This window comes from Tatumella sp. JGM94 (assembly GCF_018257595.1).
Classification (GTDB): domain Bacteria; phylum Pseudomonadota; class Gammaproteobacteria; order Enterobacterales; family Enterobacteriaceae; genus Tatumella; species Tatumella punctata.
The window spans coordinates 83,995-109,892 of record NZ_JAERJN010000001.1 but is presented as its reverse complement, the minus strand read 5'-3'; the positions used below and the strand labels follow the sequence as shown (position 1 = coordinate 109,892).

The window sequence follows — 25,898 nt, the reverse complement described above, 5'->3', positions numbered from 1 at the left end:
GGACATAAATGCGCCCATAATGGAGTTCTACGCCGGAAATTTCGGCGGTTCCGGCGTAGAACTCCTAACAAAATTTGTTTAATGTGAGTCTAAAGCCATGAAATTTATTCGAAGTAAGGATTTCGAAAGTAACAAGCCATGGGGGTCTTTACCTATTGCCATGTTTGACCAAACTAGCGTGAAATTACACTGGACTGATAGTCCTTACAAATGGCATATCAACGATGGGCAAGAGGTTTTTGCTGTTATGGACGGAGTTGTTGATATGCACTACAAAATCGGGAATGAAATTAAGGTAAAAACACTTCATGTTGGTGATATTTTTTATGCTAGTGAAGGAACTGAACATGTCGCACACCCTCAAGTTGCTAGTAGGGTTTTAGTAATCGAACAGCAAGGTTCGGTCTAAAGTCCCATCGAGGGAAAGCCAGGCTTATGGCTTGGGAATTCGGGTAAGGGTGTTATTTAATCTGTTCCGACCTTTCACGAGATACCCCGAGCCGGCATTGTCTCTCCTCAGTTGTGTCAGAGGAGGCATCCACCTCCTCTGATTTCCTTCGTTATCAGGCACAACAACGATCGTTCCATGAATCACGATAGATAATATTTCCTTCCGTATACTTCCAGGTAATCGCCTCATAACGCAATTCGAGCGTTTCAAGGTGAGTACTACTCATACCGTTAGGTGACAGGTATGGTGCAACTGTAGTGAACTTAACGTTTTCCAGAATGATATTGAAATACTCAGCCTCAATGCCCGATTCCAGAATACGGTACATCTTGATTGTCGCTTTCTTCATGGTCCGGCCTTCGCAGACAGCGCGATACAGAAGTGGCGTTGTCTGATCAAATTCTTTCACTATTGTGACAGGGCGGTGAACGCGCGTACCTGTAAGTTTTCCCCGGCTCGGGTCAACCGGAATAGTGACACCGTGAGAGAATGATTTTAACTCGATAGAACCCAGCCGAAGTGGCATCATGCAACTACCGACTACCGGAGAGCCGCTCTCATCTTCAAGCCATAAATGTGCGGGTGTAGACATATTATTTCCTTATAAATAAATTTACGTTAATGCCGGCGTTTGATCTTTACAATTTCACATATAGATAAAACAACCATCACAAAAACAAAAAATAAAGGGATGAGCCAGATCGGGCTGTCCGGGAATAAAAAACCCTGAACCAAAGCGAAAATTATTGTCAGCACTGCCGGGCCATAATACGAAATTAATGACCTGAATACCCGCCTGAAAAATCTTTTAATAAGATTCATCATGACTTACCGAATCATCCTGGTGATGATATCTGCAATACCATCATCCGATGCCGATTGTGCTTTAAATGCCTCAGCCCTCTCAAACAATGGTTCTATCAGGAAGTACATCATTTCCAGTTCTTGAGCATATAACGCTGAGTAGTACGCTGGATAAGTAATATGAAGACTATGCGCACTATCTGCCGCTTTCTGCACAACGCCATATACGCTAATAACCCCCGCAACACTTCCCGCTCTTCGCCCTGCTATTGCACTGAGTTCGAGACTTAGATTCATGCCTGCAGCAACAAATGATGCTGTTGCTAAAGCAAACCCCGCACTTGTGAGTGAACTTGCGGCAATATGGATATTAACAGCCATAAGCATTTTTTTGATATGCTCAAGCTGCTCTGAAGTTTTATATTTAAATATTTCCTCGAAATATATTTTTAGCATGTCATATGCAACATCACCATTTCGAAGAAGATAAACAACACCGTTTTTAAATCGAATATCTTCAGACTTTTGTTTCTGGCAGACATCCTGATATTCATCAGTAAAACAGGATGTATAATACAGCACACGCGTTGCACCTGCACCGATTGTATCAATCTGATTTGATACGGCTTTTCCTACCCCCGCTAATGCGTGGTCGAGTTTTAACGCAAGAATTTTATTAGCCTGCAAATAACTTATAACTTCATTTCTGTAGTACATAACTGCTCCTTGCTTATTTCATTAGATCCAATTTTCCATTATTTCCCACGGGAAAGCGTCCGATAGACCGTGGGACGGGAGACGGGAGACGGAGAATAATTCAGCCAGATCGCTGATAGAGTACTCGCCGCTTCCGTGCATCCTGCAAAGCTCTTTCTGCTGTTTATTTGACAGCTTCGGCTGCTTCCCCCGCAGTTTTCCTTTCGCCCGTGCAATGGCCATCCCTTCGCGCGTGCGGAGACGTATCAGATCGCCTTCAAACCCGGCAAACGTCGCCAGCACATTAAAGAACATCTTACCCATCGGATCTGTTGCCCAGAGCAAGCTTCACGCCACGGGTCTGAAGGGCATCAGCAATTTCTCTTGCATCCGGAACTGAACGGGCCAGCCTGTCCAGTTTCGGTACGACCAGCGTGCCTCCCTGGCGAACAGCCGCCAGAGCCTGATCCAGACCGGACCGCTGGCGATTTGAACCGGTCAGTCCCTTATCGGTATAAATCCGGTCCGGGGAAACGCCCAGATGATGCGTTAGAGATCTCTGAATCGATTGAAGTATAAGGTTGCCAGGGCTGCAACAGCAGCGCTGTGCCAAGAAGGGTTTTAGTAATCGAACAGCAAGGTTCGGTCTAAAGTCCCATCGAGGGAAAGCCAGGCTTATGGCTTGGGAATTCGGGTAAGGGTGTTATTTAATCTGTTCCGACCTTTCACGAGATACCCCGAGCCGGCATTGTCTCTCCTCAGTTGTGTCAGAGGAGGCATCCACCTCCTCTGATTTCCTTCGTTATCAGGCACAACAACGATCGTTCCATGAATCACGATAGATAATATTTCCTTCCGTATACTTCCAGGTAATCGCCTCATAACGCAATTCGAGCGTTTCAAGGTGAGTACTACTCATACCGTTAGGTGACAGGTATGGTGCAACTGTAGTGAACTTAACGTTTTCCAGAATGATATTGAAATACTCAGCCTCAATGCCCGATTCCAGAATATGGTACATCTTGATTGTCGCTTTCTTCATGGTCCGGCCTTCGCAGACAGCGCGATACAGAAGTGGCGTTGTCTGATCAAATTCTTTCACTATTGTGACAGGGCGGTGAACGCGCGTACCTGTAAGTTTTCCCCGGCTCGGATCAACCGGAATCGTTACACCGTGGGAAAACGATTTTAACTCGATAGAGCCCAGTCGCAGTGGCATTAAACAGTTGCCAACAATCGGAGAACCATTTTCATCTTCAAGCCATAAATGTGCGGGTGTAGACATAGCATTTCCTTATAGATAAATTATTAAATAATGCTAACTTTTGACGATTACCATTTCACATATCGATAAAAAATAACGATCACGAAAATGAAGAATATGGGGACAGGCCATATTGGTCCGTCAGGGAAAATTTGAAAAAGGACAACTGCAAATAAAAGCGTCAATATGGCAGGGCCGTACATCGATATCAATGACCTGAATATCCGTCTGAAAAACCTTTTAATAAGATTCATCATGATTATCGAATCATCCTGGTGATGATGTCTGCAATTTCACCATCCGATACCCGTTGTGCATTAAACGCCTCAGCTCGTTCAAACAATGGCTCTATCAGGAAGTACATCATTTCCAGCTCTTGTGCATATAGCGCCGAGTAGTACGCTGGATAAGTCATGTGAAGACGATGCGCACTATCTGCTGCTTTCTGGACTACACCGTATATGCCAATAGCTCCTACAACCCCGCCCGCTCTTCGCCCTGCCAGTGCACTGAGTTCGAGACTTAGATTCATGCCTGCAGCAACAAATGATGCTGTTGCTAAAGCAAATCCTGTGTTTGTGAGTGAGCTTGCGGCAATATGAATATTTACTGCCATTAACAGTTGTTTGATGTGCTCTAGTTGATCGGACGTTTTGTACCGGAATACTTCTTCAAAGTAAATTTTAAGCATGTTATACACAACATCTCCATGCCTTATAATATGATAAACGCCTTTAGTAAATCGAATATCTTCGTTTTTTTGTTTCTGGCAGACATCCTGATATTCATCAGTAAAGCAGGATGTATAATACAGCACACGCGTTGCACCTGCACCGATTGTATCAATCTGATTTGATACGGCTTTTCCTACCCCCGCTAATGCGTGGTCGAGTTTTAACGCAAGAATTTTATTAGCCTGCAAATAACTTATAACTTCATTTCTGTAGTACATAACTGCTCCTTGCTTATTTCATTAGATCCAATTTTCCATTATTTCCCACGGGAAAGCGTCCGATAGACCGTGGGACGGGAGACGGAGAATAATTCAGCCAGATCGCTGATAGAGTACTCGCCGCTTCCGTGCATCCTGCAAAGCTCTTTCTGCTGTTTATTTGACAGCTTCGGCTGCTTCCCCCGCAGTTTTCCTTTCGCCCGTGCAATGGCCATCCCTTCGCGCGTGCGAAGACGTATCAGATCGCCTTCAAACCCGGCAAACGTCGCCAGCACATTAAAAAACATCTTACCCATCGGATCTGTTGCCCAGAGCAAGCTTCACGCCACGGGTCTGAAGGGCATCAGCAATTTCTCTTGCATTCGGAACTTACCATTTACGATCTACGTAACCTGAAGCCTGAGCAGTCCCGCCTTTACCTTCTGTGTTATGCCTGTATCCGCTATCGCCAGTTCAGCGGCAACCTGGTGGATGCGATGTTTTTCCATATGAAGCCGCTTGAGGATGAGAGCCGCAGCAGGGCTAAACCGCTTATGGCAGACGTGCAGGAAAAACACCGGCGTGAAACGTCTAAAATTGGACGTCTGCTTTCGCTTTAAGCAGGTTGGGTTACTGTGATAAAAATGACGCTGACCCCTGGTATAACAGAGCCGGCTATCGCCAGCGTACAGGTGACAAATGCACAGGAAAGTCATTACTGCCAGCACCGAGTGAATAACGCTCAGTTATTATCCGGCTATAATTCGCGACAAAAGGTGTGTATATAAACTTAATAACATAAGGCAAGTAACGGCATAAGCGTTGTTTCTTTATATCCCTGCCTTCGGTTAAATCAGCAGCGGATATCGTCAGACGTCGAAGATTTCCACCCGCCCGCCAATCAGATGGTACATCCCGCCAATAATCTTAATTTTTCCTTCCTGCTCCATGGAATTCAGTACCGGGCTATTTTTACGGATATTACCGATAGTCAGTTCTGTATTTTTCCGGGAAACTGCATCAACAAAATCATAATTACTTCCTTTTCGTTCTCCCTGATAGACGGTCTGGCTAATCGCGGGTTTAATTTCGTTTAACAAGCCAGTCAGATTACCCAGTTCGGCATTATCTATCGCACCGCGGACAGCCCCGCAGCGGGTATGACCTAATACAAACACAACTTTTGCCCCTGCAATAGCACAGGAATATTCCATACTGCCCAGAATATCACGGTTACTGATATTACCTGCCACCCGGGAATTAAATACTTCACCGATCCCTGTATCCAGTACAATTTCAGCCGGGGCTCGCGAATCAATACAACTCAGTATCACTGCAGCAGGATATTGTCCTGATGATGTTCTGCGTTTTTGCGCCAGGTAATCATGCTCCATCGGCTTATTCTGACGGAATCTGATATTACCCTGTCTGAAATGTTCAATAATCTCATCAGGGGTCATTTTATCACGCTCTTCCTTACTCAGGATATCGCTGAACGCCATTGCCGGCAACGGAATAGCCGCTGCGCCTGTGACTGATATCAGTGACAAGGCAAAGGTTTTTTTCAATACGTCACGGCGCGATGACTGCAACGGGTGATTATCTTTCATGTACATCTCCTGAAGGTGGATTGGAAAAATTAATACAAACAACATAGTTAATTAACAACAGACAAAAAAATGAATAACAGAATATAAACTTATAAGCACACAGAGTATTTACCGACTGACAGAGATAAACGGAGTGGAGTTTATTTACATAAAAATAAACTATTTACATAAAAACGTTTATCGTAGTCTTACTGGTGTAAAAATTAATAGTTTAATTATACGAATTAAAAAGCATAATGCTGAAGTCGCCTGTTTATAATTCGCGAAATGCTATCACAGGGTTGTTTTTTTCGTCCATGTACAAAAATTAACCATTCGTTTTTTTCCGGACGGGAAATATATCCGCGCTATTATTTCCCACCCGATATAATATGCCACCGCCACAGGAGGGCTCTGCCCCTTCAGATTCAGTAAGCCAATAACGCCATAAACCGGGAACCGGGCTTATGGCAACCCCGTCATGGATGATATCGCCGGTCTGTTCCAGCGGCTCAGCAGCATGGCCGACCCAATTCCGCCGGCTGCCGCTATTGCACATACCCCCTGTTGCTGCCGGTGACGGCGGAGTTCATGGAATAAACGACACAGCAGAATAGTCCCTGAGGCACCGATCGGGTGGCCCCTGGCAAGCGCGCCGCCGCCCAGATTTACATTCGCGGCAGTCAGCCCGCTTTCCCGGATACATACTATCGCCTGTGCCGCATAGGCCTCCATCATCTCTGTCACACAGAGACGCGGATCAAACTGCGGATAACGCTCAAATAAGCGGCGGATCACCGTAACCGGCGCGGCTCCGGGTAAACGGCTGTCAGCACCGGCAGTCTGATATCCGTTGCAGGTCAGGGCAAAGGCTGGCTGAAGTCTTGCTGCCACCTGCTCTGACACCACAACACAAAGCGCAGCGCCATCTGCTTCAACGGCGGTGGAAACCAGACTGACCGATCCTGCCAGTAACGGTGCCCGCTGCGCCAGACGTGGCGAAAGGGCCCTGCTGTATACGTCAGACGTTACACCGGCAACCGGCACAATCTCACGCCCTAACTCACTGGCCGCCAGCAGTGCCTTACGATGACTTTCCAGCGCATAATTATCCTGCTCACGACGGGTGATATGATACTTATCGGCCAGGGCGCTGGCCGCTTCGGTCATATCCGGATCGGTGTCGGCCTGCGGGGTAAATGCTGGCCGGGTATAAAATTCGGCGGGCCGCTGGTCCGGGAATGTTCTGGCCCGTAGTGGCCGCCGGGAATAACTTTCTGCACCACCAGCCATCACAATATCAGCCATCCCCGAGTCCACCAGCGAGCAGGCCAGGGCGACCGCATCCAGCCCTCCGGCACACTGGGTATCAATACTGATCCCGGACACCTGATCCAGCCCCGCCGCCAGCGCTGTCACCCGCGCCGGATTGCCCCCGGCACCGAGGGAGTTTGCCAGAATAAGCTGCGAAACCTCACCGCGGGCGATCCCTGCCTGGGTTAATAAGGCCTCAGCCACAGGTGCCGCCAGCTGATGTGGCTGTAACTGGTTAAATGCACCGCCGCGCGGAACGACTGCGGTACGTAATGCTGCAATAATAACACTCACGTATTCAGCGATGCCTCCAGACGTTGCAGATCAGGTTTACCGCCACTCAGTAACGGAAAGTCAGCGATAAAATGAAACCAGCGGGGTACCCTTTCTTTGCCCAGCTGCTGACTGATATCGGCGCGTAGTTGTTTTTCCAGCAACGGATCCGCCTGACCCTGAATAAACGCATGCAGGACATGCCCGCGCAGAGGGTCAGCGCAGGCAATAACCGCCACAGCCCCCTGCTCCAGTCGCTGGCTGATAATCGCTTCTGCGGCTTCCGGGAAAACATTCTGATCGGCGATGGTCACCATTCGGCTGCGCCGGCCAGCGAGCCATAAATAGCCTTGTTCATCCAGCCAGCCCAGTTCGCCGACGGTGATAAAATCGCCGTCAATACGGGTTTCAGCACTGCCTCCTGCGGCGTAACCATCGAACAGGTAAGGACTGCTTACCCAGACTTCACCGGCACCGTCCCGCGGATGCCGGATATCAATACGGACTCCGGGATAAGCTTTGCCCACTGAACCTTCGGGGGTCTGATCATCCGCCAGAGTGATAAAACTGGTCTCTGAAGCACCGTAAAACTCATGGATTTGCGCAGAAGGAAAACATTCCATTGCCCGCTGACGGGTTTTCGTATCCAGCTTACCGCCGCCACACAGGATCAACCGGACATCAGGTAATCGCTGTCCGCTACTGGTCAGTAAACGCAACTGGGTCGGCGTAATATAAAGAATCGTTACCGCAAACTCTGCCAGTAAAGCAATCTGATTACGTGGCCGCATGCCTCCGGTAACATGCAGAGGGATCCCCAGGTGTAACGACTCACAGACACCATACAGTGACAGTGAATGGTTTAATCCGCCAAATACCGCACTGCGATCATGATGATTAAGTGCGAATAGCTGCTGATTGATATCAAAAGTACGTTGCCAGGATAAACGATGACGACGAATAACTTTCGGCGCGCCACTACTGCCACAGGTAGTACATTCAATATGATCGTTATCGGCCACCGTTTCGATCCACGGTGCCTGACTGACTGCACGAAAACTTTTTCCCCGGCCGTAACGTTCAGTCAGCAGGCGTAATGCCTCCGCCTGCTCTCCCCGAGCCGTCGCAAGAGGCCGTCCGTGGTAAGAAATCGCCGGTTGTGACTGACTCATTGCCCTTGCTCTCCTTGATTAAAGCCATGTAATACAGAAAACTCATCCAGTGCCGCCCTGTCGGTACGGAACTGATTCACCGCAGCCAGGGGGTCCGGCCGCCCCAGCGCAATGCCACACACCACCAGCTGATCGTCAGGAAGATCCAGTAGCTGATGCAGACCGCGTCCGTAATTTGCCAGCGCCCCGATACCGCAACAGCCGTAGCCAAGATGACCGGCGGTCAGAAACAGATTCATCAGCGCCATACCGAGGTCCATATAACAGCCTGCCCCCATATCCCGCTGAATTGTCACAACCATACCAACCGGTGCATCGAAGAAGCGATAGTTAGCAGCAAATTGACCTTTTCGTCCGGCAATATCACGCTTTTCGATACCCAGCGCCCGATACAGTGCATAACCGGCCGCCCGTTGCCGTTGTTTCAGTACCGCAGACATCGGCCGGGGAAAATAACTGTAAAGCTCCTCTTCGGGCGGCGTTGTCTCAGCAATTTTCGATAAGCGGCGGGTTAGCGTCTGCAGGGGTTGTCCGGTAAATACATGGAAAGCCCCTGGTTGCAGGTTTGCGCCGCTCGGGGCGCTGCGGGCCGCGGTAAGCATAGTCTGTATATCCGTCAGGGGAACGGCATCGGTTAAAAAAGCACGGCAGGAATGGCGATCAGCCAGAAAATCCGGCAGCGGGTGTTCTGAAGTCTGCATTAAGGGGACAACCTGAAGTAGCAATACAATATCTGCTGGCAGGATACCGGACACTTGCACTGTAGTGAAGAGTCTCTTTATAATCGTAAACTTTATTTTCAACTACAGGTTTACAAGTCTGTGTGGTATCTCGCGATCGTTACCTTTCTCTGGGGCTCTTCTTTTAGCCTGACCGGCCATTTTCTGGCGGGCCAGGTTGACAGTTACTTTGCCGTATTTATCCGTACCCTTGCAGGTACCCTTATTTTTCTGCCGTTTATGGTGTGGCGGAACCTGCCGTCACGGCTTATTGCCGGTCTCTGGGCCGCAGGTGCGCTGCAATTTGGTATCACCTATGCCCTGTCCTATCAAAGCTACACTCTGCTGACCGTGCCGGAAATGCTGTTATTTACCACCCAGACACCGTTATATATCAGCCTGATCAATAATGCCCTGGAACGGCGTTTTAATCCATGGACGCTGCTGGCGGCAATGTTTGCCGTTTCCGGCGGAATAGTGATCCACTATCATCCCCTGACAGGACACTTCTGGAAAGGCTTCTGGCTTTTACAGTTGGCTAACCTGACGTTTGCCGCCGGGCAGGTGTTGTGCCGCCGGCTGTTACTGAAATATAAACCGGATGTCGCCCTGCCACGACTATTTGGTCATTTCTTCCTTGGCGCTATCTGTATTACCGGTCCCCTGTACTATTTTTTCGGGCAGCAGGGACATTTACCCCAGTCCGGGGCCCAATGGTCAGTGCTTATTTATCTGAGTGTGGTTGCTACCGCGCTGGGCAGTTACTGGCTGGCAAAAGGCAGCACTCTGGTTTCAGTGGCTACCCTGTCGGTTTTCAACGAATTGCATGTGCCCGTCGGGCTGATTATTAATATGCTGCTGTGGGGTAACGATGTTCCCCTGCTGAGACTGTTTGCCGGTTGCTGCCTGATCGCTGTCGCCATCGGGATCAATTACAGCCGTCCTTCCCGCCCCTTATCACCCTCGCGGGCCGGGGAATCGGCTTCATCATCCTCCCTGTGACCTCCTCACAAATAAATCAGGCCCCGTCGCGGGGCCTGTCATCATACCTGAAACAATGAACAATTAACCGTGTTGCAGGTCGCGCTTAATACTGTCACAGGCACGCAGTGACAAAGCAACCATACTCAGGGTTGAGTTCACAGTACCCGCTGCCGCCATAACCCCGCCGGAAGCGATATACAGGTTCTGGTGATCGTGGGTACGCATCCAGCCATCCACCACCGAGTCTTTCGGATCATGACCGCCGATGGTGCCCCCCATAATATGGTTATTCGGGTTAAAGTAAGGGGTCATTTCAATCTCGGTCGCGCCAAACAACCTGGCGATAGTCATCAGGTGCTGGCGGGAAGAAACCGCAGCCTTACGGACATAATCACCCACATCATAGGTCACATGCGGATAAGGAATGCCCAGCTTATCTTTATATTCTGTACTCAGGGTCAGACGGTTATCCGGGTTCGCCAGAATGTCATGGTTAACATAGATATCCATTCCACATGCCGCACGACGACGAATTTCCTCATCCAGCTTTTTACCCACCAGCCCCATCTGCAGTGCTTTAACACCGGCTTTATGGTTTTGTGAGGTATTATTCATGCCGATCTGAATTGCCGAATGTTCACGACGGAAGTCTCCGTCACGGAAGTTGGTGATAGAACTCATCTGCACCGACCCCCCCCCTGTCCAGACCGGTTCTGCCGCCTGGAAGCTCATCAGGATCCCCGGATGGTCCATCATATTACGGCCGACCATATCGGAACTGTTAGCAATACCTTTCGGGTTACGATCGTTGGCCGCCATCAGCAACAGCTTCGGCGTTTCAATCCCGTTTCCTGCCAGCACAAACGTACGTGCAGTCACACGGTGTGAATTTTTATCCGGGTCGTAGTAATACAGCGCGGTAATATTATTATTCTCGTCCGTATCAAATTTATAGACCACCGCATTTGGCAGTACTTTGGCTCCGGCTTTTTCCGCTTTAATAATACTGTGAATACCGTTATACATCGCCCCGATCGGACAAATAGGCATACAGTTGTTATTACCACAACATTGCGGACGACCATCATAAGGCCGGCTGTTACGGCCCTGAGGCACCGGTGTATTATCATAGCCTGCCGTGGCAACCACTTTGGTAAACAGACGGTCAGCCGGGCCATAAGGCATAGGTTCCATCGGGAATGGTTTTTTACGCGGTGCAACATATTTCAGGGAAGTATCGTTCGGCCCATTAACCCCGATCAGGACTTCCGCACGGTAGTAATAATCTTCCAGCTCATCGTAAGTCACTACCCAGTCACGGCCAACACCATAGGTTGAATACAGTTGTAAGTCATGAGGCAGAAAACGCCAGCAGGAGGCTGCCCAGTGCCAGGTGGTGCCACCGACCCCTTTAATCATTCCCTGACGGAAAGCGCTCGCATCCGGGCCGGTCACCTGAGGATAATTATTATAGGGGTTCAGCTGCGGATGAACCGCCCAGGGCTCTGCAGGGTAAGGTGTCGCATAATCAGATTCGGCTTTATTCACCGGCGGCATATTACGCCAGTTCTCAACCACTTCACCCCTTTCCCAGCGCGGACCAGCATCCAGCACTAATACGGATAACCCGGCTTCCGCCAGTTCTTTTGCTACAGTACCACCACAGATGCCGCCACCAACCACTACCACATCTGCGCTATATTGTTCAGACATAACCACCTCTAAATACTACAAATTCAATAAGTCCCGGTATCTCAGCGACGTTTACGTGAAACCCGTACAATAATTAAAATAATAATCAGCAGCAGAATAATTCCGCCTGCCACCGAGCCGGCAGCCGCGTATTTCGCCAGGAAAGGCTGAGCTCCCCCTTCACGCAAGGTTTTCACCTGATCCGCGGTAACCGAAAGCTGTGGGTTGCCAAACTGTTTAAAGATATAATTACTGAGTTTCGCAACCTGCTGATCATTTAATGACTGAACATCAGATCCTGGTCCGAAAGCCGGCATCAGCACTTGCTTACCTTTCACTTCACGCTGTACACCGAACAGAATGGCCGAAACCAGGTTGTTCGGTGTATTCCCCCCGGTCGCGGTATTATTGAATAACGACGGATAGAAATGATCTTCGGTACCGGCACCGGAAGACTGGTGACAGCTGGCACAGGTGGTATCGTAAAGTGCCTCTCCGCTCATATCCTCAGGCAGCGCTGATCCCATCGGCTGGGTGCCACGTACCGCAGAGTCCGGATTGGCACCCGCCGATGTCCCGAAATCACCGGTAGGTTTCGCCTGATGAGGCTGGCTGACCGCCGGCAGACTTTGCAGATAGGTCACAATGGCCCCGATATCTTTATCATCAAGATATTGCAGGCTGTTGGTAATCGCTTCGGCCATCGGTCCGGCGGCCTGGGCTTTGCCGGTCACATGACCGGTTTTCAGGTAAGTCATTAACTGATCACGCTGCCAGCTGCCCAGGCCGCTGAGACGATCTGATGTCAGGTTAGGTGCATACCAGCTGCCTAACGCGGCACCGCTATACTCAGCATTCCCGGTTTCGGTACCCATCATGATATTACGCGGCGTATGACACTCACCGCAGTGCTCAAGGTTAGCTACCAGATATTTACCGCGGTTCCAGTCAGCACTCTGTGACGGATCATCACGATAAGGTTTCTGGTTCAGGAACAACAGGTTCCAGCCCCACATCGCCTGACGGATATTAAACGGGAAACCGAGGTTAGTTGGCCGGTTTGCCTGCTCCACCGGCTGTACCGCGTGGGTAAAGTAGTAATACAGGGCATGGACATCTTTATCTGTCAGCCCGGCATAAGAGGTATAAGGCATCGCCGGGTACAGATGGCTGCCATCGGCACGGATACCGTGACGTACTGCCTGTTCGAACTGTGCTTCTGTATAATTACCAATCCCGTACTGCTTCGACGGCGTGATATTGGTCGAATAAATGATGCCCATCGGGGAGTGAATAGCATAACCACCGGCAAAGGTTTTCTTCGTCTCTGGATCAGTATGACAAGCCGCACAGTCAGCGGCTATCGCCAGGTAATGCCCTTGCTTAAGTAAGGCATCGGCGCTGTTATCTACCGCGGGCTGACTGACAGGAACCTGCTCCGCGGCAAATGCCGGCAGTGCCCCTAATGCGCTGACCCCGAGACAGACACTCAGCAGCGTTCGGCGAAAACCGGCTGCTTTTTTTGCATGTATCGCTTTCTGATATTTCACATTAACTCCGGAAAAATTTCTGCTATCAGACCTTTGTTACGGGTAACAACAGCAGACAATAAAAAGCCACAGTCGGACGGTATACCGCGACCGTGAAGTTTGTTGTGTTCTGTTTAAAAGGTCAGCAGACGATCGACCGGAGGCGGATCGGCAGTCCAGTAATCGGGACCATTATGTGCGTAGGTAGGAATCACCATCCCGTCTCTTGGCACCTGATACATCAGGGCATTCTGGTAGCCGTAAACTTTTGCATGGTGACTGTCATCAGTCACTCCCAGATACCAGCCTTTAATCACTGACATCATCAGGTCATGTAGCGGTTGCCCCTGTAACTGACTCTGCAGGGCTTCGACATCTGCGGGCTGTTTATCGGCTATCCATTGGTTCAGTGCCGCCAGCTGAGTTGTGAACTGCGGATTTTTATCTGCAAAGGCAACATACAAACGCTCACCCATAGTCAGATCAAGACTGTGGTGTCCGGTCAGAAAACGTGATGTTTTCATAAACTGGTTCAGGGTCCGGGTATCCGGGGCTGCCGGTGCAGGTGCAGGTGCTGCGGTTGCGCTGTTACTGAGTGTTGCGCCGGCCACTGCCGAACCTATGGCAAACGTCGCCACCAGCCCGCTGGTCTGGCCAAGCAACCGGCGACGACGCAGGCCTTGCTCGCTCAGCTGCTGCCGTTGATCAGGCTTATTGTTGTTATTCATAAATTTCCTTGATACGTATTAGACACATCTGTCCGCGACGACAGTACTCACGCCCTGTGATTCTATCTCTCAGCAGCAGAATAAATCTCAAAAAGTAACCATAAATTTACACTTTCATAAATTAAATTACAGTTTAAGTTAATAGTATTTTGTGAATGTGAATTGGTGGTTGCAATAAAGGAAATCGAAAAGTCCTGGAGATTAATTTAACTTGTTATTTTAAAAGGAATTAATAATTAATGGCTTTTCGGAATGTTAAAATCAGTTCACATAGTCGCCGGTCATGGCTGTCCGTTAACAGAGTAAGGCAATTATTGTTAAACCGGGATGACGAAGAGGTCTCTGATAATATCGATTACAAAGGCTAATGATTCTTATTAACAGTTATAATACCAGGGATAATCACCGTTTTTGCATTTTTTTTAAACAAAAATGACCGGAATACGGGGTACTGTATATATATACAGTTTCTCCCATTCCGGTCAGTTGCGGGGAGCTTTTCGCCGGTTTTACCGCCAGCCCAGCGCCGGAGCCACCTCCCTGAGGAGGGTATCCATGAGATGCACACAGTAATCAACGCCCAGCTGATTCGGTATGGTCAGCAGTAAAGTATCGGCCAGCGCAACCGCTTCATCAGCCGCCAGTTGTTCGATCAGTTTGTCAGGCTCTGCGGCATAGCTGCGACCAAAGATAGCGCGGGTGTGTTCATCCAGATAGCCAATCTGATCTCCGCCCTGAGCCATCCCGCCAAAAAAATCCCGGTCCTGCTGGCTGGTAATAGCAAAGATACTGCGGCTGACCGAAACCCGCGGACTACGGGTATGACCAGCTTGCGCCCAGGCCTGATGGTAGGTCCGAATTTGCTCTGCCTGCTGAACGTGGAACGGTTCTCCTGTTTCATCATCTTTAAGGGTCGAACTCTGCAAGTTCATCCCCTGCTCCGCGGCCCAGCGCGCGGTGCCGTTAGAACCGGAACCCCACCAGATTCGCTCACGCAATCCTTCGGAAAACGGTTCCGGCCGCAACAGTCCCGGAGGATTGGGAAACATCGGCCGCGGATTTGGTCTGGCAAATCCCTCACCACCTAAGACATCAAGAAAAGTGCCGGTATGACGACGCCCCATATCAGCGTCCGATTCCCCCTGCTGCGGGCGATAACCAAAGTAACTCCAGCCATCAATAACCTGTTCACCGGATCCCCTGCTGATCCCCAGCTGTAACCGGCCCCCGCTAATCAAATCTGTCGCCGCTGCCTGTTCGGCCATATACAGCGGGTTTTCATAACGCATATCGATAACTCCGGTACCAATTTCTATTTTACGGGTCCGGGCACCGATAGCGGCCAGTAACGGAAAAGGGGCGCTCAGTTGTCTGGCAAAATGGTGAACCCTGAAATATGCACCATCTACCCCCGCCTCTTCAGCCGCCACGGCCAGTTCAATCGACTGAGTCAGGGCATCTGCGGCACTGACTGTGGCCGAGCGGGAAGAAGGCGTCCAGTGGCCGAAGGATAAAAAACCAATTTTTTTCATGATATACCGCCTGAGAATAGTATGCTGTTTACCCGTCCATGGCCCGCTAGCCACGACAGTTGTTTGCCACCAGCATAGTCATTTATCCCGTCAGATAAACGACAACCGCACAATCAGACACTAGCCGCGTACCTGACCCGCAAAAACATAAAATCTATCTGATTGAATTTATTAAAAATAAACAAACAGGAAGCATAAAAGTAGCGTGGCAGGCAAAAAGTCTGTGATTACAGAGAACTTTATCGACAAAAAGTCGATAAATAAAAATTTTCAGCTAGTTGCCATTTCAATGGCAGGGATATACTCTGCACGCCATAAAATACACCACAAAAATCTCTGCCATTCGGCGATTTTTACGGCATTACTGACTATATCCCGGGGAATACAACCATGTACTCTGCGCAGTCCCGCTTGCGTCATGCGGTAGCAGACACCTTTGCGATGGTGGTGTACTGCACCGTCGTTAATATGATGATAGAGATTTTCCTTTCGGGGATGAGTTTCGAACAATCATTATCGTCAAGACTGGTCGCTATTCCGGTAAATATTATTATTGCGGTGCCCTATGGCCTGTACCGCGACTGGATTATCCGGAAGTCATTAACTATCAGAAAATCAGGCTGGATGAAAAGCAGTTCTGATGTTTTCAGTTATGTCACTTTCCAGTCACCGGTCTACGTCACTATTTTATGGTTTGTCGGCGCTGACTGGCACCAGATTAGCGCTGCCGTCAGCTCCAATATCCTGGTCTCTGTGATGATGGGTGCGCTGTACGGCTACTTCCTCGATTACTGTCGCCGCCTGTTCCGCGTCAGTCACTGCCAGCCAGTAAAAGCCTGACCCTCCGGCGGCCGGTGACGGTCGTCTCTGCGCCAGCCGTTATTCTGCGGGTAAAAAATCAGTGTTCACTGACCGGCAGTATTCTGATTAGCGGGATATTGCGCCCTGACGGACGAAGAAAAGAGTATCGAAGGCGGAAAACAGACGGCAGACGCAATCACTGCGTACTGCCGCAAGGGAGGGGGCTGTATCAGGCGATAGTATGAGCCAGTTCGCCAATCTGACTGATCTCGACAGAGATTTTATCTCCCGGGAACATAAACAGCTGCGGAGTCCTTGATTTACCTACACCGCCCGGTGAACCGGTAATAATTACATCTCCCGGGGCCAGCGGCGTAAAACAGGCTACATAAGCAATAATATTCGCCACCGTATGGATCATATTGGCCGTCGAATCATGCTGTACCTGCTGACCGTTTAAAAAGGTCTTAATATCCAGTTGCTGCGGATCCGCGATTTCATCACTGGTGGTCATACAGGGACCAAATCCACCGGTCGCCGGCCAGTTTTTACCGGCGGTAAACCAGGTAAATTGCATATCGCGTACCGTGGCATCCATAAAACAGCTGTATCCGGCAACATACTGCAGGGCATCTTCCGCAGCCACCTGATGTGCAGGTTTACCGATAATTACCGCCAGTTCGCCTTCATAATCGAACTGCTCACTGCTGGCCGGTTTCTGTAATGGCATCTGATGCGCAGTCAGGGTATCGGCAAAGCGGACAAACAGGGTCGGTGCCGGGTTAGTTTCACCGAACTCTTTGCGTTTTTCTGAATAATTCATGCCGACACACAGGATTTTTCCCGGTGTTTCAATTACCGGTAAAAAGGTAATTTCATCAAGGGAATAATCCACAGGGCGGTCAGCGAGTCCATTTAGCTCATCTAAGGCCTGAGCAGTCAGAACTGCTTTCAGATCTGCATAGTCAAGATATTTTCCGGCATCGGTAACACCGTTGTCTCTGATGATGCCAAAACTATGGTGTCCGGTGGCTTTAAGTTTAAAACTACATAACTGCATGAATTGAATTTTCTTATCTTTGTCAGGGTGGAGGAAATTATTACACTTACCTGTCAGCAGATGCCGACAGGAAAATGCTGTGCGGCGAATATGTTAACATTAAGCTTGCGATAAATATCACATTATTTTTTAAGGTATTAAAAAGTAAATGCTTTAATTCATCTTCCTCTGCGGATCATCTGATAACCATCACCGGACAACTATCAGCCTCCCCGCCTGCCTGCGGACGGGCTTTACGTCAACTCAGTCAGATAATAAGGTCCCGCCGCGGCGGTCATTATGCGGCTGATACCCCGCCAGCATACCAATATTCTGTCCCTGGCGGACGTAACTGATCAGTGGCCGGGTTACCAGCCGGCCATCCTGCGGGCTCAGTACCGGCAAACGGTTATTTTCTTCTGCCCCGCTCAGGATGACCACCTCTGCCAGTAAGTCTCCGGCAACCACTTTGTCCCCCGGCTGTCGTTGCCAGCTAATAATCCCTTCGGCCGGTGCCTGCAAATAGCTGACACCTTCTAACGGGTAGCAGACCACCTGGCTGCAGTCGGGGGCTTCCGTTTGCCGGGCCGCGACTATCCCTTCTGTTTCCAGAAAGCGCAGCAGTGCTTCTGCATCTCTGGCTGCCAGCAGGTCACTGACATCGGCCTGGCCCCGCAACTCCACAGTGACCGTAAACGGGATATCCTCCGCCGCCAGTCCTTTATGTTCAGCAAACCATTGCCAGCAACGTAATACCGACTCATCAAACGGCTGGCCACCGGCAAGTTGTTCTTCAATAATGACTTCCGCCCCCAGCGAGGCTGCCAGGTTCACTGCCCGCAGATGATGACAACGGTTAGTGTACAGGTGCAGAATTGCCGACTGATCACAATGTAAATCGATGACCACATCATGCTGCAAAGCCTCGCTCAGCAGACTGTGCTTTATGGCGGAGACCGTATCTGCCGGCCTTACGTCACCCAGCAGGCGGGTGATATATGCCCGGCAATCCTGCCGTGCATTACTGTTGAGCGTCTGTGCGCCATCACGGGTCAGTACTGCCTGAAGATCGGCAAAATTACGATTGAAGTTCTCCCCGTTAGCCAGATGATAACGGCCGGTAACATGACCGGAGACGTTTTGCATCAGCCCGACCGGATTGGCGACAGGAATGATCACTACTCCCCCAGACAATCGCCCTTCCCGCTCACATTGCACCAGTAGCTGCTTCAGATGCTGTAACACCAGTAATCCGGGGTGTTCATCAGCATGCAATCCTGCCTGAAAATACGCCGTTCTGCCGGCGCACACATCACCAAAAGTATATTTGGTTAATTGCAGGGTCATGCCCGGCGCGGGAGAAGGGAGATCGATAAATTCGCTATACATAACAAGGCTCCACCATCGGTAATGTTTTCCGGAAAATACCGGCCGGTTCATCCTAACCTGACTGCCGGACGGATACAGCGTTTTTCTGCAGCAGTTCATATACTGAAATAACTGACTGCTTGCGGCAGAGCGTCATCAAGCTAATATACTGTTTTTAAAGCATCAGTCAGTTACGGATCCCCGGCCTGCCCCCTTCTGCTGCGATAAAAGAACGTCATTATTCTATTTTTACAGGACCGCCTGCGGAGTTATAAAGCATGCTATTTTCAGATTTACCGGGTGATGAAGGCTTACCCGGCCGGCCGCGACGGCTGGCAATGATTGCGGTAATGATGACCACCGCCATGTCCGTCTTTGACGGCTCTATGGTAAATATCGCCTTACCACAGATAGCCAGAGCTATGGGCGTACCTGCCTCAGAAGTGGTCTGGGTCTCAAATGGCTACCTGCTGGCGGCGGCTATGACGCTGGCTATTTTTGCAGCCCTGGCCACCCGTATCGGCTTCAGGCACTTATTTGCCGCAGGTCAGATCATTTTCACCTTGTCTTCACTGGGCTGCGCCCTGTCAGCGGATCCTCATACCCTGATCGGGATGCGTATTTTACAGGGAATTGGCGGGGCGGCGACACTCAGCATTGGCCCCGCGATACTGCGTTCCGTATTTCCAAACCGGCTGCTGGGACGTATTCTCGGGATGAATGCTCTGCTGGTTGCATCAGGCACTGCCATTGCGCCGATACTCGGCGGATCAATACTGTCGGTCATGAGCTGGCAATGGCTGTTTGCGATTAACCTTCCACCGGGGATCATTGCAGTGATACTGACATTACGGGTATTACCGGGCCGTTCACAGAAAATATCACTGCCTTTCGACATGACAGGCGCAGTATTATCGGCCATTATCCCCGGCGCGCTGATTATGGCCGCCGACAGTCTCGCTGCGTCCGGCAGTCCGGGGCTTTCCGGCCATGACCTGTTGCTGGCAGCGGGTTACGGCTTACTGGCGTTAGTTGCAGGACTGGCATTTATCGCGGTTGAACGCAACGCTGCTGCCCCCCTGTTGCCCCTGAATATTTTTTCGTCTGCACGCTTTTCTCTGGCCGCCATCACCTCAATGGCCTCATTTGTCAGCCAGGGAATCACTTTTATTGCGTTACCGTTTCTGTTCCAGAATATCTACGGACACAGCGCCTTCTTTTCGGCACTGTTGTTTACTCCCTGGCCCCTCGGTATTATCCTCGCGGCTCCCCACGCCGGACGCCTTTCCGACCGTATCCCTCCGGCCATTATCTCGACCCTCGGGCTGGGAATATTTGTCACCGGATTGATCCTGCTGGCCCTGTTACCGGACAATGCCGCAGCGTGGGATATCTGCTTACGCAGTCTGGTCTGTGGCATCGGCTTCGGCTGCTTTCAGAGTCCGAATAACCGTGAAATGCTGTCTAATGTCGCCAGAGAACACAGCAGTTATGCTTCCGGGGTGCTGGCAATAATGCGCATGTTCGGACAGTGTCTGGGAACCGCGATTGTCGGAGTGATCCTCGCCCTGTCCGGTCAGCACAGCCTGCTGCAGGAATACCACGGCGTACAGACTGCGTTATGGCTGGCAGTATTGTCCGGCGGCCTGGCGGTGATGCTCAGTATCAGCCGGCTAAAGAAACAATAATCCGCCACAGGACTACACATTTGCCGCAGCCCCGGCCGGAAACAGCAGCAGGCAGCATACCCTGTTACACTGTCTGCTATTGTGGCCGGTATCCGGCCACGTACTGAGCAATAAATGCGGTTAACAGCCGGGTTGCCTCGGGGGTCTGGGTGATGCCATCAATGATCGCCTGAGTATCGCGCCCTTCGGCGGCAAATATTTCACTGTTACGTGCAGTCATGGCTCTGGCGGCAGCCACCGTAAATTCCGGGTGAAACTGGGTCGAAACAGCATTTGGCCCGTAACGCACAATCTGGTGTCCGTCAGCCGCAGAATCCGCCAGAACTTTAGCCCCCTGCGGGGCACGGCTGACAGTTTGCATATGTGTCAGGTGTGCGGGAAAGCTGTCCGGCAGTGTACCTACTAAAGGATCATTCTTTGCCGCTTCCCTGAGGCTGACGGACAGGCAGCCGGTTTCGCGAACAGAATCCAGATAGCGGACTTCGCCCCCCAGAGCATAAGCCATCAACTGGTGTCCGTAACAAACCCCGAACAGGGGCATACTGACTGCCATAGCACTGCGGATCCACGCTGCGGTTTTTTCACTCCACGGCAGTTTTTCGGTCACCATCGCCCAGGAACCGGTAATAATCGCCAGCCGCCGGGGATCCGGTGCCGGCAGCTCGTCGCCGTCAAACACACGGACCACCAGTATCTCCTTCAGGGGGACGCCAATCGCCTGGCTGAACCAGTCTGGCAGGTCACCATACTGCTGGCGAATATCCTCCGGCGGAGTGCCGGTTTGTACAATAATAATCTGAGGCTGATGCATTGTAATTTCCTGGTTTTCTGACCATCACCGGCCGGATAATCCCGATAAGACAATCAGTAATAGCTTTAAATCGCGGTCGAAACAAGTATCAAAATATACTGCCTGCCGGTGATTATCTTCCGCCACGATTGCTGTCAGCAGGTGGCTGATAAGTGACAACGTCACTAAGAACCGGCCGATTAATAATAGCTTTTAGCGCGGGGACTTCCCCCTGCCGGACATTCGTTCTATGATTAAGCCGATTTTTTTATCATTTGGGCGAGTTATGAAAACAATTATTCAAGGGTTTCTGAACTTTCAGACCGAAGTATATCCTGAGCGAAAAGAATTATTCCATAGCCTGGCAGACAGTCAGAATCCTAAGGCCTTGTTTATTTCCTGCTCAGACAGCCGTCTGGTCCCGGAACTGGTGACCCAGCAGGAACCTGGTCAGTTATTTGTGATCCGTAACGCAGGCAATATCGTTCCGTCTTTCGGCCCGGAGCCGGGCGGCGTCTCTGCCACCATCGAATATGCTGTTGTCGCGCTGGGCGTAAAAGACATTATCATCTGTGGCCACTCTAACTGTGGTGCAATGGGCGCTATCGCCAAATGCCAGTGCATGGATACTATGCCTGCTGTCGAACACTGGCTGCGTTATGCCGATGCAGCGAAAGCCGTTGTCGAGAAAAACAGTTATCCGGACGAAGAACATAAAGTCAGCGCCATGGTACGTGAAAACGTTATTGCTCAGCTGAATAACATGAAAACCCATCCGTCCGTCGCCGTCGCCCTGCGCAATAATCAGATCCACCTGCATGGCTGGGTGTTTGATATTGAAAGCGGCCAGGTACAGGCACTGGATAGCGACGGTAAAACCTTCGTGCCACTGGCTGATAACCCGCACGTCTGTTTTGAATAACCCCCGGTAACCGGCTCTGTCCGGTACCGCCTCCTGCAGTCTTTGCTGCAGGAGATTCTGTTACCCCTGTCACTGGTCGCTATTTTCAGCATAATTACCCGCACCCCTGATGTCCGGGGCACAAAGGCTGACTGGTTGTGTGTATTCGGAGGTAACGATGCCTCCCCCTGTTGAGCAGTCCGCACTTAATTTATGATGGCTGCCCGCGTGCCGGATGTCGGTCTCATGGCCGGGCTTGATGCGCAAATAATCAATGCCACTTTTTTAATTAAAGGCAGTGACTGGCGGGTAAATATGCCGGTGAATCCGGGCTACAGTGACAGCAGTAAGTTACACAGCCGTCTGCCACGGCTGGATTTTGATGATGCCTGCCGGTTTTCCTGACAGCCAGTCTCCGGTCACTGGCCGTGGACGCCCCGTAGCACAGCTCATTCCAGTAGGTCACCCGTAACAAGCGATGATGATGATGACTATTCATCATTATGTGCCTGCCGGTAATCAAGATGGCCGGGCCCGATACCATATAAACCAAGGATCGGGATCATCGATTCCAGTAACAGATGACTGTCTTTTACCCTGTCAGCCGCCGGGCTGCGTTTTATCAGGCCGCGAATCCGTGCCAGCTGTTGCCGTAATTGTCGTATCATGCTCATTTCCCCGCTGAGTGCCCGTCTGTACAGTTCAGCCTGAAACCCGCCAAAAGGGAAATATCAATTCCGGGACTGTAACGCCAAAAAAAGCAATAGCCGCAGCACAGTCATGCCTGCTGCGGGCACAACCCCCTGCCAATAACCGTCTGAATATTTTGCAGGGTATCGGAAAAAAATTGAGGATCCTGCAGCGATTTCCCGGTCACTGAGCGTATCTGAACCGCAAAATCCGCATAATGCTGGGTGACTGACCATAACATAAAAATCAGCTGCCGCGGGTCGACCTCTGCCAGCTGCCCCGCAGAAATCCAGTGCCGGATAAGTGCGGCTTTTTCATCCACCAGCTCACGTAAATTACCTTCCAGTTCCTTATGTAAGACCGGAGCTCCCTGCAGGATTTCCAGACAAAACAGCCGCGATGCCTGCGGATGATCTCTGGAAACTTCCAGTTTCAGACGAATATAGTGGTTAATGGCTTGCAGCGGTTGCTGATCTGCATGTAACGCCCGTAAGGGAGCCAGCCAGATCGCCAGAATATCCTGCAACACCGCCAGATAAAGTTGTTCTTTTGAAGGGAAGTAGTACAGCAGATTGGTTTTTGATACAGCAGCCAGAGCAGCAACCTGCTCGATGCGAGTGCCATGTAAACCATACTGTGAAAATAAAGACAGTGCGGCATTCACAATGGCTGTGCGTTTCGCAGCAACCGCCTGTGAACGTCGCCCGGGGGATTTTTCACGTCCTTTCACCTGTCACCTCCTGTATTTCAGTCTGCAGCATCATAACAGACCGCAGACAGAATATGATATTCAGCGGCAACAGTTTTTCCCACAACTGACTGTAAAACAGCAGATTTTATCCGAAAGACCGCTGATTGCCGGCCAACAGCGTAACAACCGTTTGTTGTCCGGCGACAGGTTAACCCCGGTTACAGGCCAAAACGCTGACGGATAAACTCTCCGCCGTGAGCAATACCCTGAGCAGAAATCGTGTGGGGTAAACCCGGTTCAGGGATAAAGGTTGCTGCGGCCCCGGCATCTGCCAGTTGCTGCTGTGCATCACGGCTTTCAGTCCACGGGATCACCGGATCTGCCTGGCCGTGGATCAACAGAACCCCGGTGCCGTTCGCCGGATAGAACGGCGGCGGGGAAGCCAGCCGCCCCGAAAATGCAACTACTCCGGCCAGCGGCAGTGCATCACGAACCACCGCATCCAGCGACATAATGCTGCCCTGTGAAAACCCGGTCAGTATCACCTGATCTTCGGCAGTTATCTGATGCCGGTCCAGAATAGCCCGGATAACAGCATCAAAAGATTCACGGGCAGCGACCACCCGCTGTGGCCGGTTATGTTCTGTCACACCATTAACACTAAACCATTGATAACCGCTACCCATATCACAATGCTGCGGCGCGTCAGGGGCCACAAAAATCACTTCCGGCATTGATGCCTGCCAGAAATCCCCCAGCCCTTGTAAGTCGGCACCGTTACTGCCGACACCGTGCAGCAGGATCACTATTTTCTTGCTCATATCACCCTCTTATAGTCCCAGTCCGCTTAAGTCAGGCCCGGCCGGGACAATCCCCGTCGGGTTAAGTGCCTTAATAGAGTAGTATCCCTGTTTTATATGGTCGATATTTACCGTCTCGCGGACGCCCGGCAGCTGCAAAATACGCCGGGTATAGGCATACAGTGACCGAAAGGCCGTCAGAGGATACTGATTACACTTGAACAGACCGAAATAGGCTGCATCAAAACGGATCAGTGTCACAAACAGCCGGATATCCGCCTCGGTAAAGCGGTCACCGAGCAGAAAATGACGGCCATCACTCATTCGTTGTTCCAGCCGATCGAGCATCGAGAAAACATCGCTGAAAGCCTGCTGATAACTGTGGCGGGTTGTCGCGAAACCGGCCCGGTAGACACCGTTATTCAGTGCCGGATAGATTTCATCGTTCAGCGCATCAATCTCCGCCTGCAAATCCGGTGGATACAAATCAATCGTATTCTCCGCTAATGCACCAAAGCCGCTGTTCAGCATACGCAGGATATCTGCTGACTCATTGTTCACAATCGTCGCCGTTTTTTTGTCCCACAATACCGGTACCGTCGCACGGCCGGTATACTGCGGGTCTGCCCGCGTATAAATTTCATGGAGCCAGCGGCTATGATTCACATGATCTGCCACAGACCCCGGATAATCCCCGAAGTGCCAGCCCTGGTCCAGCAACCAGGGCTCGACCACCGACACAGTGATCACCTGCTCCAGCCCTTTCAGTTTACGGGCCATCAGGGTGCGTGACGCCCAGGGGCAAATAAATGCCACATACAGATGATAGCGCCCCGCCTCTGCCTGAAAACCGTCCTTACCGTCAGGCGTGATCTGGTGGCGAAACCCGGACACCTGGCGGACAAAGCCGCCCTGTTTATCGACTGCCTGTACCGGATGCCAGTCGGCGCTCCATTGTCCATTGACTAACATAATGCCCTCCGGCTCAGTGACGGAATGTTGGTTTTAACGCGTACTTACCATCACCGCTTAATGCCAGCACCAGCAGAACTATAATCCAGAAAGCAGGGAACTCCCAGCCACCGTTGGCATCAGTAAAGAAGAATCCTGCCGGACCATGTACCGTAACAATAGTGCCCAGTAACAAAGGGATTAACACCACCGCGGCAATACGCGCGTATACCCCGAGAATTAATGCCAGCCCGCCCGCCAGCTCCAGCAACATGACCAGATACGCCAGCCCGCCGGGCAGTCCCAGTGACTGAAAGTATTGCGCCGTTCCCGACGGGGTAAAGACAAATAACTTCAGCCCGAGGTGAGCCAGAAACAGCACTCCGAGGGTAACGCGTAGCAGCAGAACAGCATAAGGGGCAGTACGATGATCGGTCATGATTATTTCCTCAATAAGGTGTTGTTGCTAACAAGACTACCTTATCGGGGCCACACTGATTA

Annotated in this window: 28 protein-coding genes and 3 pseudogenes; 7 read left to right on the top strand and 24 right to left on the bottom strand. The window is 50.8% G+C overall.

The annotated features are described in order from the left end of the window. Positions 1-97 precede the first annotated feature (97 nt). Positions 98-409 (top strand): cupin, encoded by a 312-nt coding sequence (locus JK216_RS00515; RefSeq protein WP_212706963.1) that lies wholly within the window; start codon positions 98-100, stop codon positions 407-409. Positions 410-563: 154 nt separating this feature from the next. Here the strand turns inward: JK216_RS00515 and tssD (JK216_RS00510) are convergent, their stop codons facing one another. From tssD (JK216_RS00510) to JK216_RS00480, 8 genes and pseudogenes are all read right to left on the bottom strand, one after another. Continuing rightward, on the bottom strand, positions 564-1,043 hold the full coding sequence (gene tssD / locus JK216_RS00510) for a type VI secretion system tube protein TssD (RefSeq protein ID WP_212715372.1): 480 nt from the start codon (positions 1,041-1,043) through the stop codon (positions 564-566). 26 nt (positions 1,044-1,069) lie between these two features. Then, entirely contained in the window at positions 1,070-1,276 is a 207-nt protein-coding gene (locus JK216_RS17185; protein ID WP_349290148.1) for a hypothetical protein, read from the bottom strand. A gap of 3 nt (positions 1,277-1,279) precedes the next feature. Then, positions 1,280-1,972 carry a hypothetical protein gene (locus JK216_RS00505; protein ID WP_212706961.1) on the bottom strand — a complete coding sequence of 231 codons (693 nt, stop codon included), beginning with the start codon at positions 1,970-1,972 and terminating at the stop codon, positions 1,280-1,282. Positions 1,973-2,010: 38 nt separating this feature from the next. Beyond that, positions 2,011-2,492: pseudogene (locus JK216_RS16970) on the bottom strand (recombinase family protein); the annotation flags it as partial. A gap of 264 nt (positions 2,493-2,756) precedes the next feature. Further along, the gene (gene tssD / locus JK216_RS00490; RefSeq protein ID WP_212711345.1) at positions 2,757-3,236 is read right to left on the bottom strand and encodes a type VI secretion system tube protein TssD; all 480 of its coding nucleotides are present in this window, start codon (positions 3,234-3,236) and stop codon (positions 2,757-2,759) included. Positions 3,237-3,283: 47 nt separating this feature from the next. After that, complete coding sequence (locus JK216_RS16965) at positions 3,284-3,472, bottom strand: hypothetical protein (protein WP_249212940.1); 189 nt, start codon at positions 3,470-3,472, stop codon at positions 3,284-3,286. Positions 3,473-3,474: 2 nt separating this feature from the next. Next, positions 3,475-4,167 carry a hypothetical protein gene (locus tag JK216_RS00485; protein WP_212710146.1) on the bottom strand — a complete coding sequence of 231 codons (693 nt, stop codon included), beginning with the start codon at positions 4,165-4,167 and terminating at the stop codon, positions 3,475-3,477. Positions 4,168-4,205: 38 nt separating this feature from the next. After that, a pseudogene (locus JK216_RS00480) lies at positions 4,206-4,536 on the bottom strand (helix-turn-helix domain-containing protein); the annotation flags it as partial. Between the two features lie 2 nt (positions 4,537-4,538). Between JK216_RS00480 and JK216_RS00475 the strand changes: the two are divergent. Further along, a pseudogene (locus JK216_RS00475) lies at positions 4,539-4,763 on the top strand (hypothetical protein); the annotation flags it as partial. A 252-nt stretch (positions 4,764-5,015) separates the two neighbouring features. Here the strand turns inward: JK216_RS00475 and JK216_RS00470 are convergent. The 4 genes from JK216_RS00470 to JK216_RS00455 all read right to left on the bottom strand — a co-directional run bounded on the left by JK216_RS00470 (position 5,016) and on the right by JK216_RS00455 (position 9,195). After that, the gene (locus tag JK216_RS00470) at positions 5,016-5,756 is read right to left on the bottom strand and encodes a carbonic anhydrase (RefSeq protein WP_212711344.1); all 741 of its coding nucleotides are present in this window, start codon (positions 5,754-5,756) and stop codon (positions 5,016-5,018) included. Between the two features lie 444 nt (positions 5,757-6,200). Beyond that, positions 6,201-7,343, bottom strand: a complete 1,143-nt coding sequence (locus JK216_RS00465) for a thiolase family protein (RefSeq protein ID WP_212706959.1) — start codon at positions 7,341-7,343, stop codon at positions 6,201-6,203. Then, the gene (locus JK216_RS00460) at positions 7,340-8,494 is read right to left on the bottom strand and encodes an AMP-binding protein (RefSeq protein ID WP_212706958.1); all 1,155 of its coding nucleotides are present in this window, start codon (positions 8,492-8,494) and stop codon (positions 7,340-7,342) included. Before JK216_RS00460 ends, JK216_RS00465 begins: the two co-directional genes overlap by 4 nt. Beyond that, the gene (locus tag JK216_RS00455) at positions 8,491-9,195 is read right to left on the bottom strand and encodes a nitroreductase (RefSeq protein WP_212710143.1); all 705 of its coding nucleotides are present in this window, start codon (positions 9,193-9,195) and stop codon (positions 8,491-8,493) included. The genes JK216_RS00460 and JK216_RS00455 overlap by 4 nt, the downstream gene beginning before the upstream one ends. 120 nt (positions 9,196-9,315) lie before the next feature. Here JK216_RS00455 and JK216_RS00450 point away from each other — a divergent pair, with 120 nt between their 5' ends. Next, positions 9,316-10,215: an EamA family transporter gene (locus tag JK216_RS00450; RefSeq protein WP_212706956.1), complete on the top strand. Its 900-nt coding sequence runs from the start codon at positions 9,316-9,318 to the stop codon at positions 10,213-10,215. Between the two features lie 63 nt (positions 10,216-10,278). Here JK216_RS00450 and JK216_RS00445 read toward each other — a convergent pair whose 3' ends face one another. The 4 genes from JK216_RS00445 to JK216_RS00430 all read right to left on the bottom strand — a co-directional run bounded on the left by JK216_RS00445 (position 10,279) and on the right by JK216_RS00430 (position 15,678). Beyond that, positions 10,279-11,910, bottom strand: a complete 1,632-nt coding sequence (locus JK216_RS00445) for a GMC family oxidoreductase (RefSeq protein ID WP_212711343.1) — start codon at positions 11,908-11,910, stop codon at positions 10,279-10,281. Between the two features lie 41 nt (positions 11,911-11,951). Then, entirely contained in the window at positions 11,952-13,439 is a 1,488-nt protein-coding gene (locus JK216_RS00440) for a cytochrome c (RefSeq protein WP_349290147.1), read from the bottom strand. A gap of 113 nt (positions 13,440-13,552) precedes the next feature. Beyond that, positions 13,553-14,146 carry a sugar dehydrogenase complex small subunit gene (locus JK216_RS00435; RefSeq protein ID WP_212710141.1) on the bottom strand — a complete coding sequence of 198 codons (594 nt, stop codon included), beginning with the start codon at positions 14,144-14,146 and terminating at the stop codon, positions 13,553-13,555. A 509-nt stretch (positions 14,147-14,655) separates the two neighbouring features. After that, positions 14,656-15,678: an LLM class flavin-dependent oxidoreductase gene (locus JK216_RS00430; RefSeq protein ID WP_212711342.1), complete on the bottom strand. Its 1,023-nt coding sequence runs from the start codon at positions 15,676-15,678 to the stop codon at positions 14,656-14,658. Positions 15,679-16,068: 390 nt separating this feature from the next. Between JK216_RS00430 and JK216_RS00425 the strand changes: the two genes are divergently transcribed. Further along, the gene (locus JK216_RS00425; RefSeq protein WP_212711341.1) at positions 16,069-16,518 is read left to right on the top strand and encodes an L-alanine exporter AlaE; all 450 of its coding nucleotides are present in this window, start codon (positions 16,069-16,071) and stop codon (positions 16,516-16,518) included. A 190-nt stretch (positions 16,519-16,708) separates the two neighbouring features. On the opposite strand, the gene JK216_RS00420 is transcribed toward JK216_RS00425, so the two are convergent. Beyond that, the gene (locus JK216_RS00420) at positions 16,709-17,539 is read right to left on the bottom strand and encodes a fumarylacetoacetate hydrolase family protein (protein ID WP_212711340.1); all 831 of its coding nucleotides are present in this window, start codon (positions 17,537-17,539) and stop codon (positions 16,709-16,711) included. A gap of 243 nt (positions 17,540-17,782) precedes the next feature. Then, positions 17,783-18,907 (bottom strand): succinylglutamate desuccinylase/aspartoacylase family protein, encoded by a 1,125-nt coding sequence (locus JK216_RS00415; protein WP_212711339.1) that lies wholly within the window; start codon positions 18,905-18,907, stop codon positions 17,783-17,785. A gap of 257 nt (positions 18,908-19,164) precedes the next feature. Between JK216_RS00415 and JK216_RS00410 the strand changes: the two genes are divergently transcribed. Beyond that, a complete protein-coding gene (locus JK216_RS00410) occupies positions 19,165-20,574 on the top strand; it encodes an MFS transporter (RefSeq protein ID WP_212711338.1) in 1,410 nt (469 codons plus the stop codon). Positions 20,575-20,650: 76 nt separating this feature from the next. On the opposite strand, the gene JK216_RS00405 is transcribed toward JK216_RS00410, so the two are convergent. Next, entirely contained in the window at positions 20,651-21,385 is a 735-nt protein-coding gene (locus JK216_RS00405) for a glutamine amidotransferase (protein ID WP_212706948.1), read from the bottom strand. Between the two features lie 265 nt (positions 21,386-21,650). Between JK216_RS00405 and JK216_RS00400 the strand changes: the two genes are divergently transcribed. Continuing rightward, positions 21,651-22,286, top strand: coding sequence for a carbonic anhydrase (locus JK216_RS00400; protein WP_212706947.1), 636 nt, complete (start codon positions 21,651-21,653; stop codon positions 22,284-22,286). A 225-nt stretch (positions 22,287-22,511) separates the two neighbouring features. Continuing rightward, the gene (locus tag JK216_RS00395) at positions 22,512-22,670 is read left to right on the top strand and encodes a hypothetical protein (protein WP_212711337.1); all 159 of its coding nucleotides are present in this window, start codon (positions 22,512-22,514) and stop codon (positions 22,668-22,670) included. A gap of 86 nt (positions 22,671-22,756) precedes the next feature. Here the strand turns inward: JK216_RS00395 and JK216_RS00390 are convergent, their stop codons facing one another. From JK216_RS00390 to JK216_RS00370, 5 genes are all read right to left on the bottom strand, one after another. Then, a complete protein-coding gene (locus JK216_RS00390) occupies positions 22,757-22,933 on the bottom strand; it encodes a hypothetical protein (protein ID WP_212710132.1) in 177 nt (58 codons plus the stop codon). Positions 22,934-23,043: 110 nt separating this feature from the next. Further along, a complete protein-coding gene (gene rutR, locus JK216_RS00385; protein WP_212711336.1) occupies positions 23,044-23,685 on the bottom strand; it encodes an HTH-type transcriptional regulator RutR in 642 nt (213 codons plus the stop codon). Positions 23,686-23,864: 179 nt separating this feature from the next. Beyond that, positions 23,865-24,467, bottom strand: coding sequence for a dienelactone hydrolase family protein (locus JK216_RS00380; RefSeq protein WP_212711335.1), 603 nt, complete (start codon positions 24,465-24,467; stop codon positions 23,865-23,867). A gap of 9 nt (positions 24,468-24,476) precedes the next feature. Next, entirely contained in the window at positions 24,477-25,418 is a 942-nt protein-coding gene (locus JK216_RS00375) for a glutathione S-transferase family protein (protein ID WP_212706943.1), read from the bottom strand. A 13-nt stretch (positions 25,419-25,431) separates the two neighbouring features. Then, positions 25,432-25,836, bottom strand: a complete 405-nt coding sequence (locus tag JK216_RS00370) for a DoxX family protein (protein ID WP_212711334.1) — start codon at positions 25,834-25,836, stop codon at positions 25,432-25,434. Positions 25,837-25,898 lie beyond the last annotated feature (62 nt).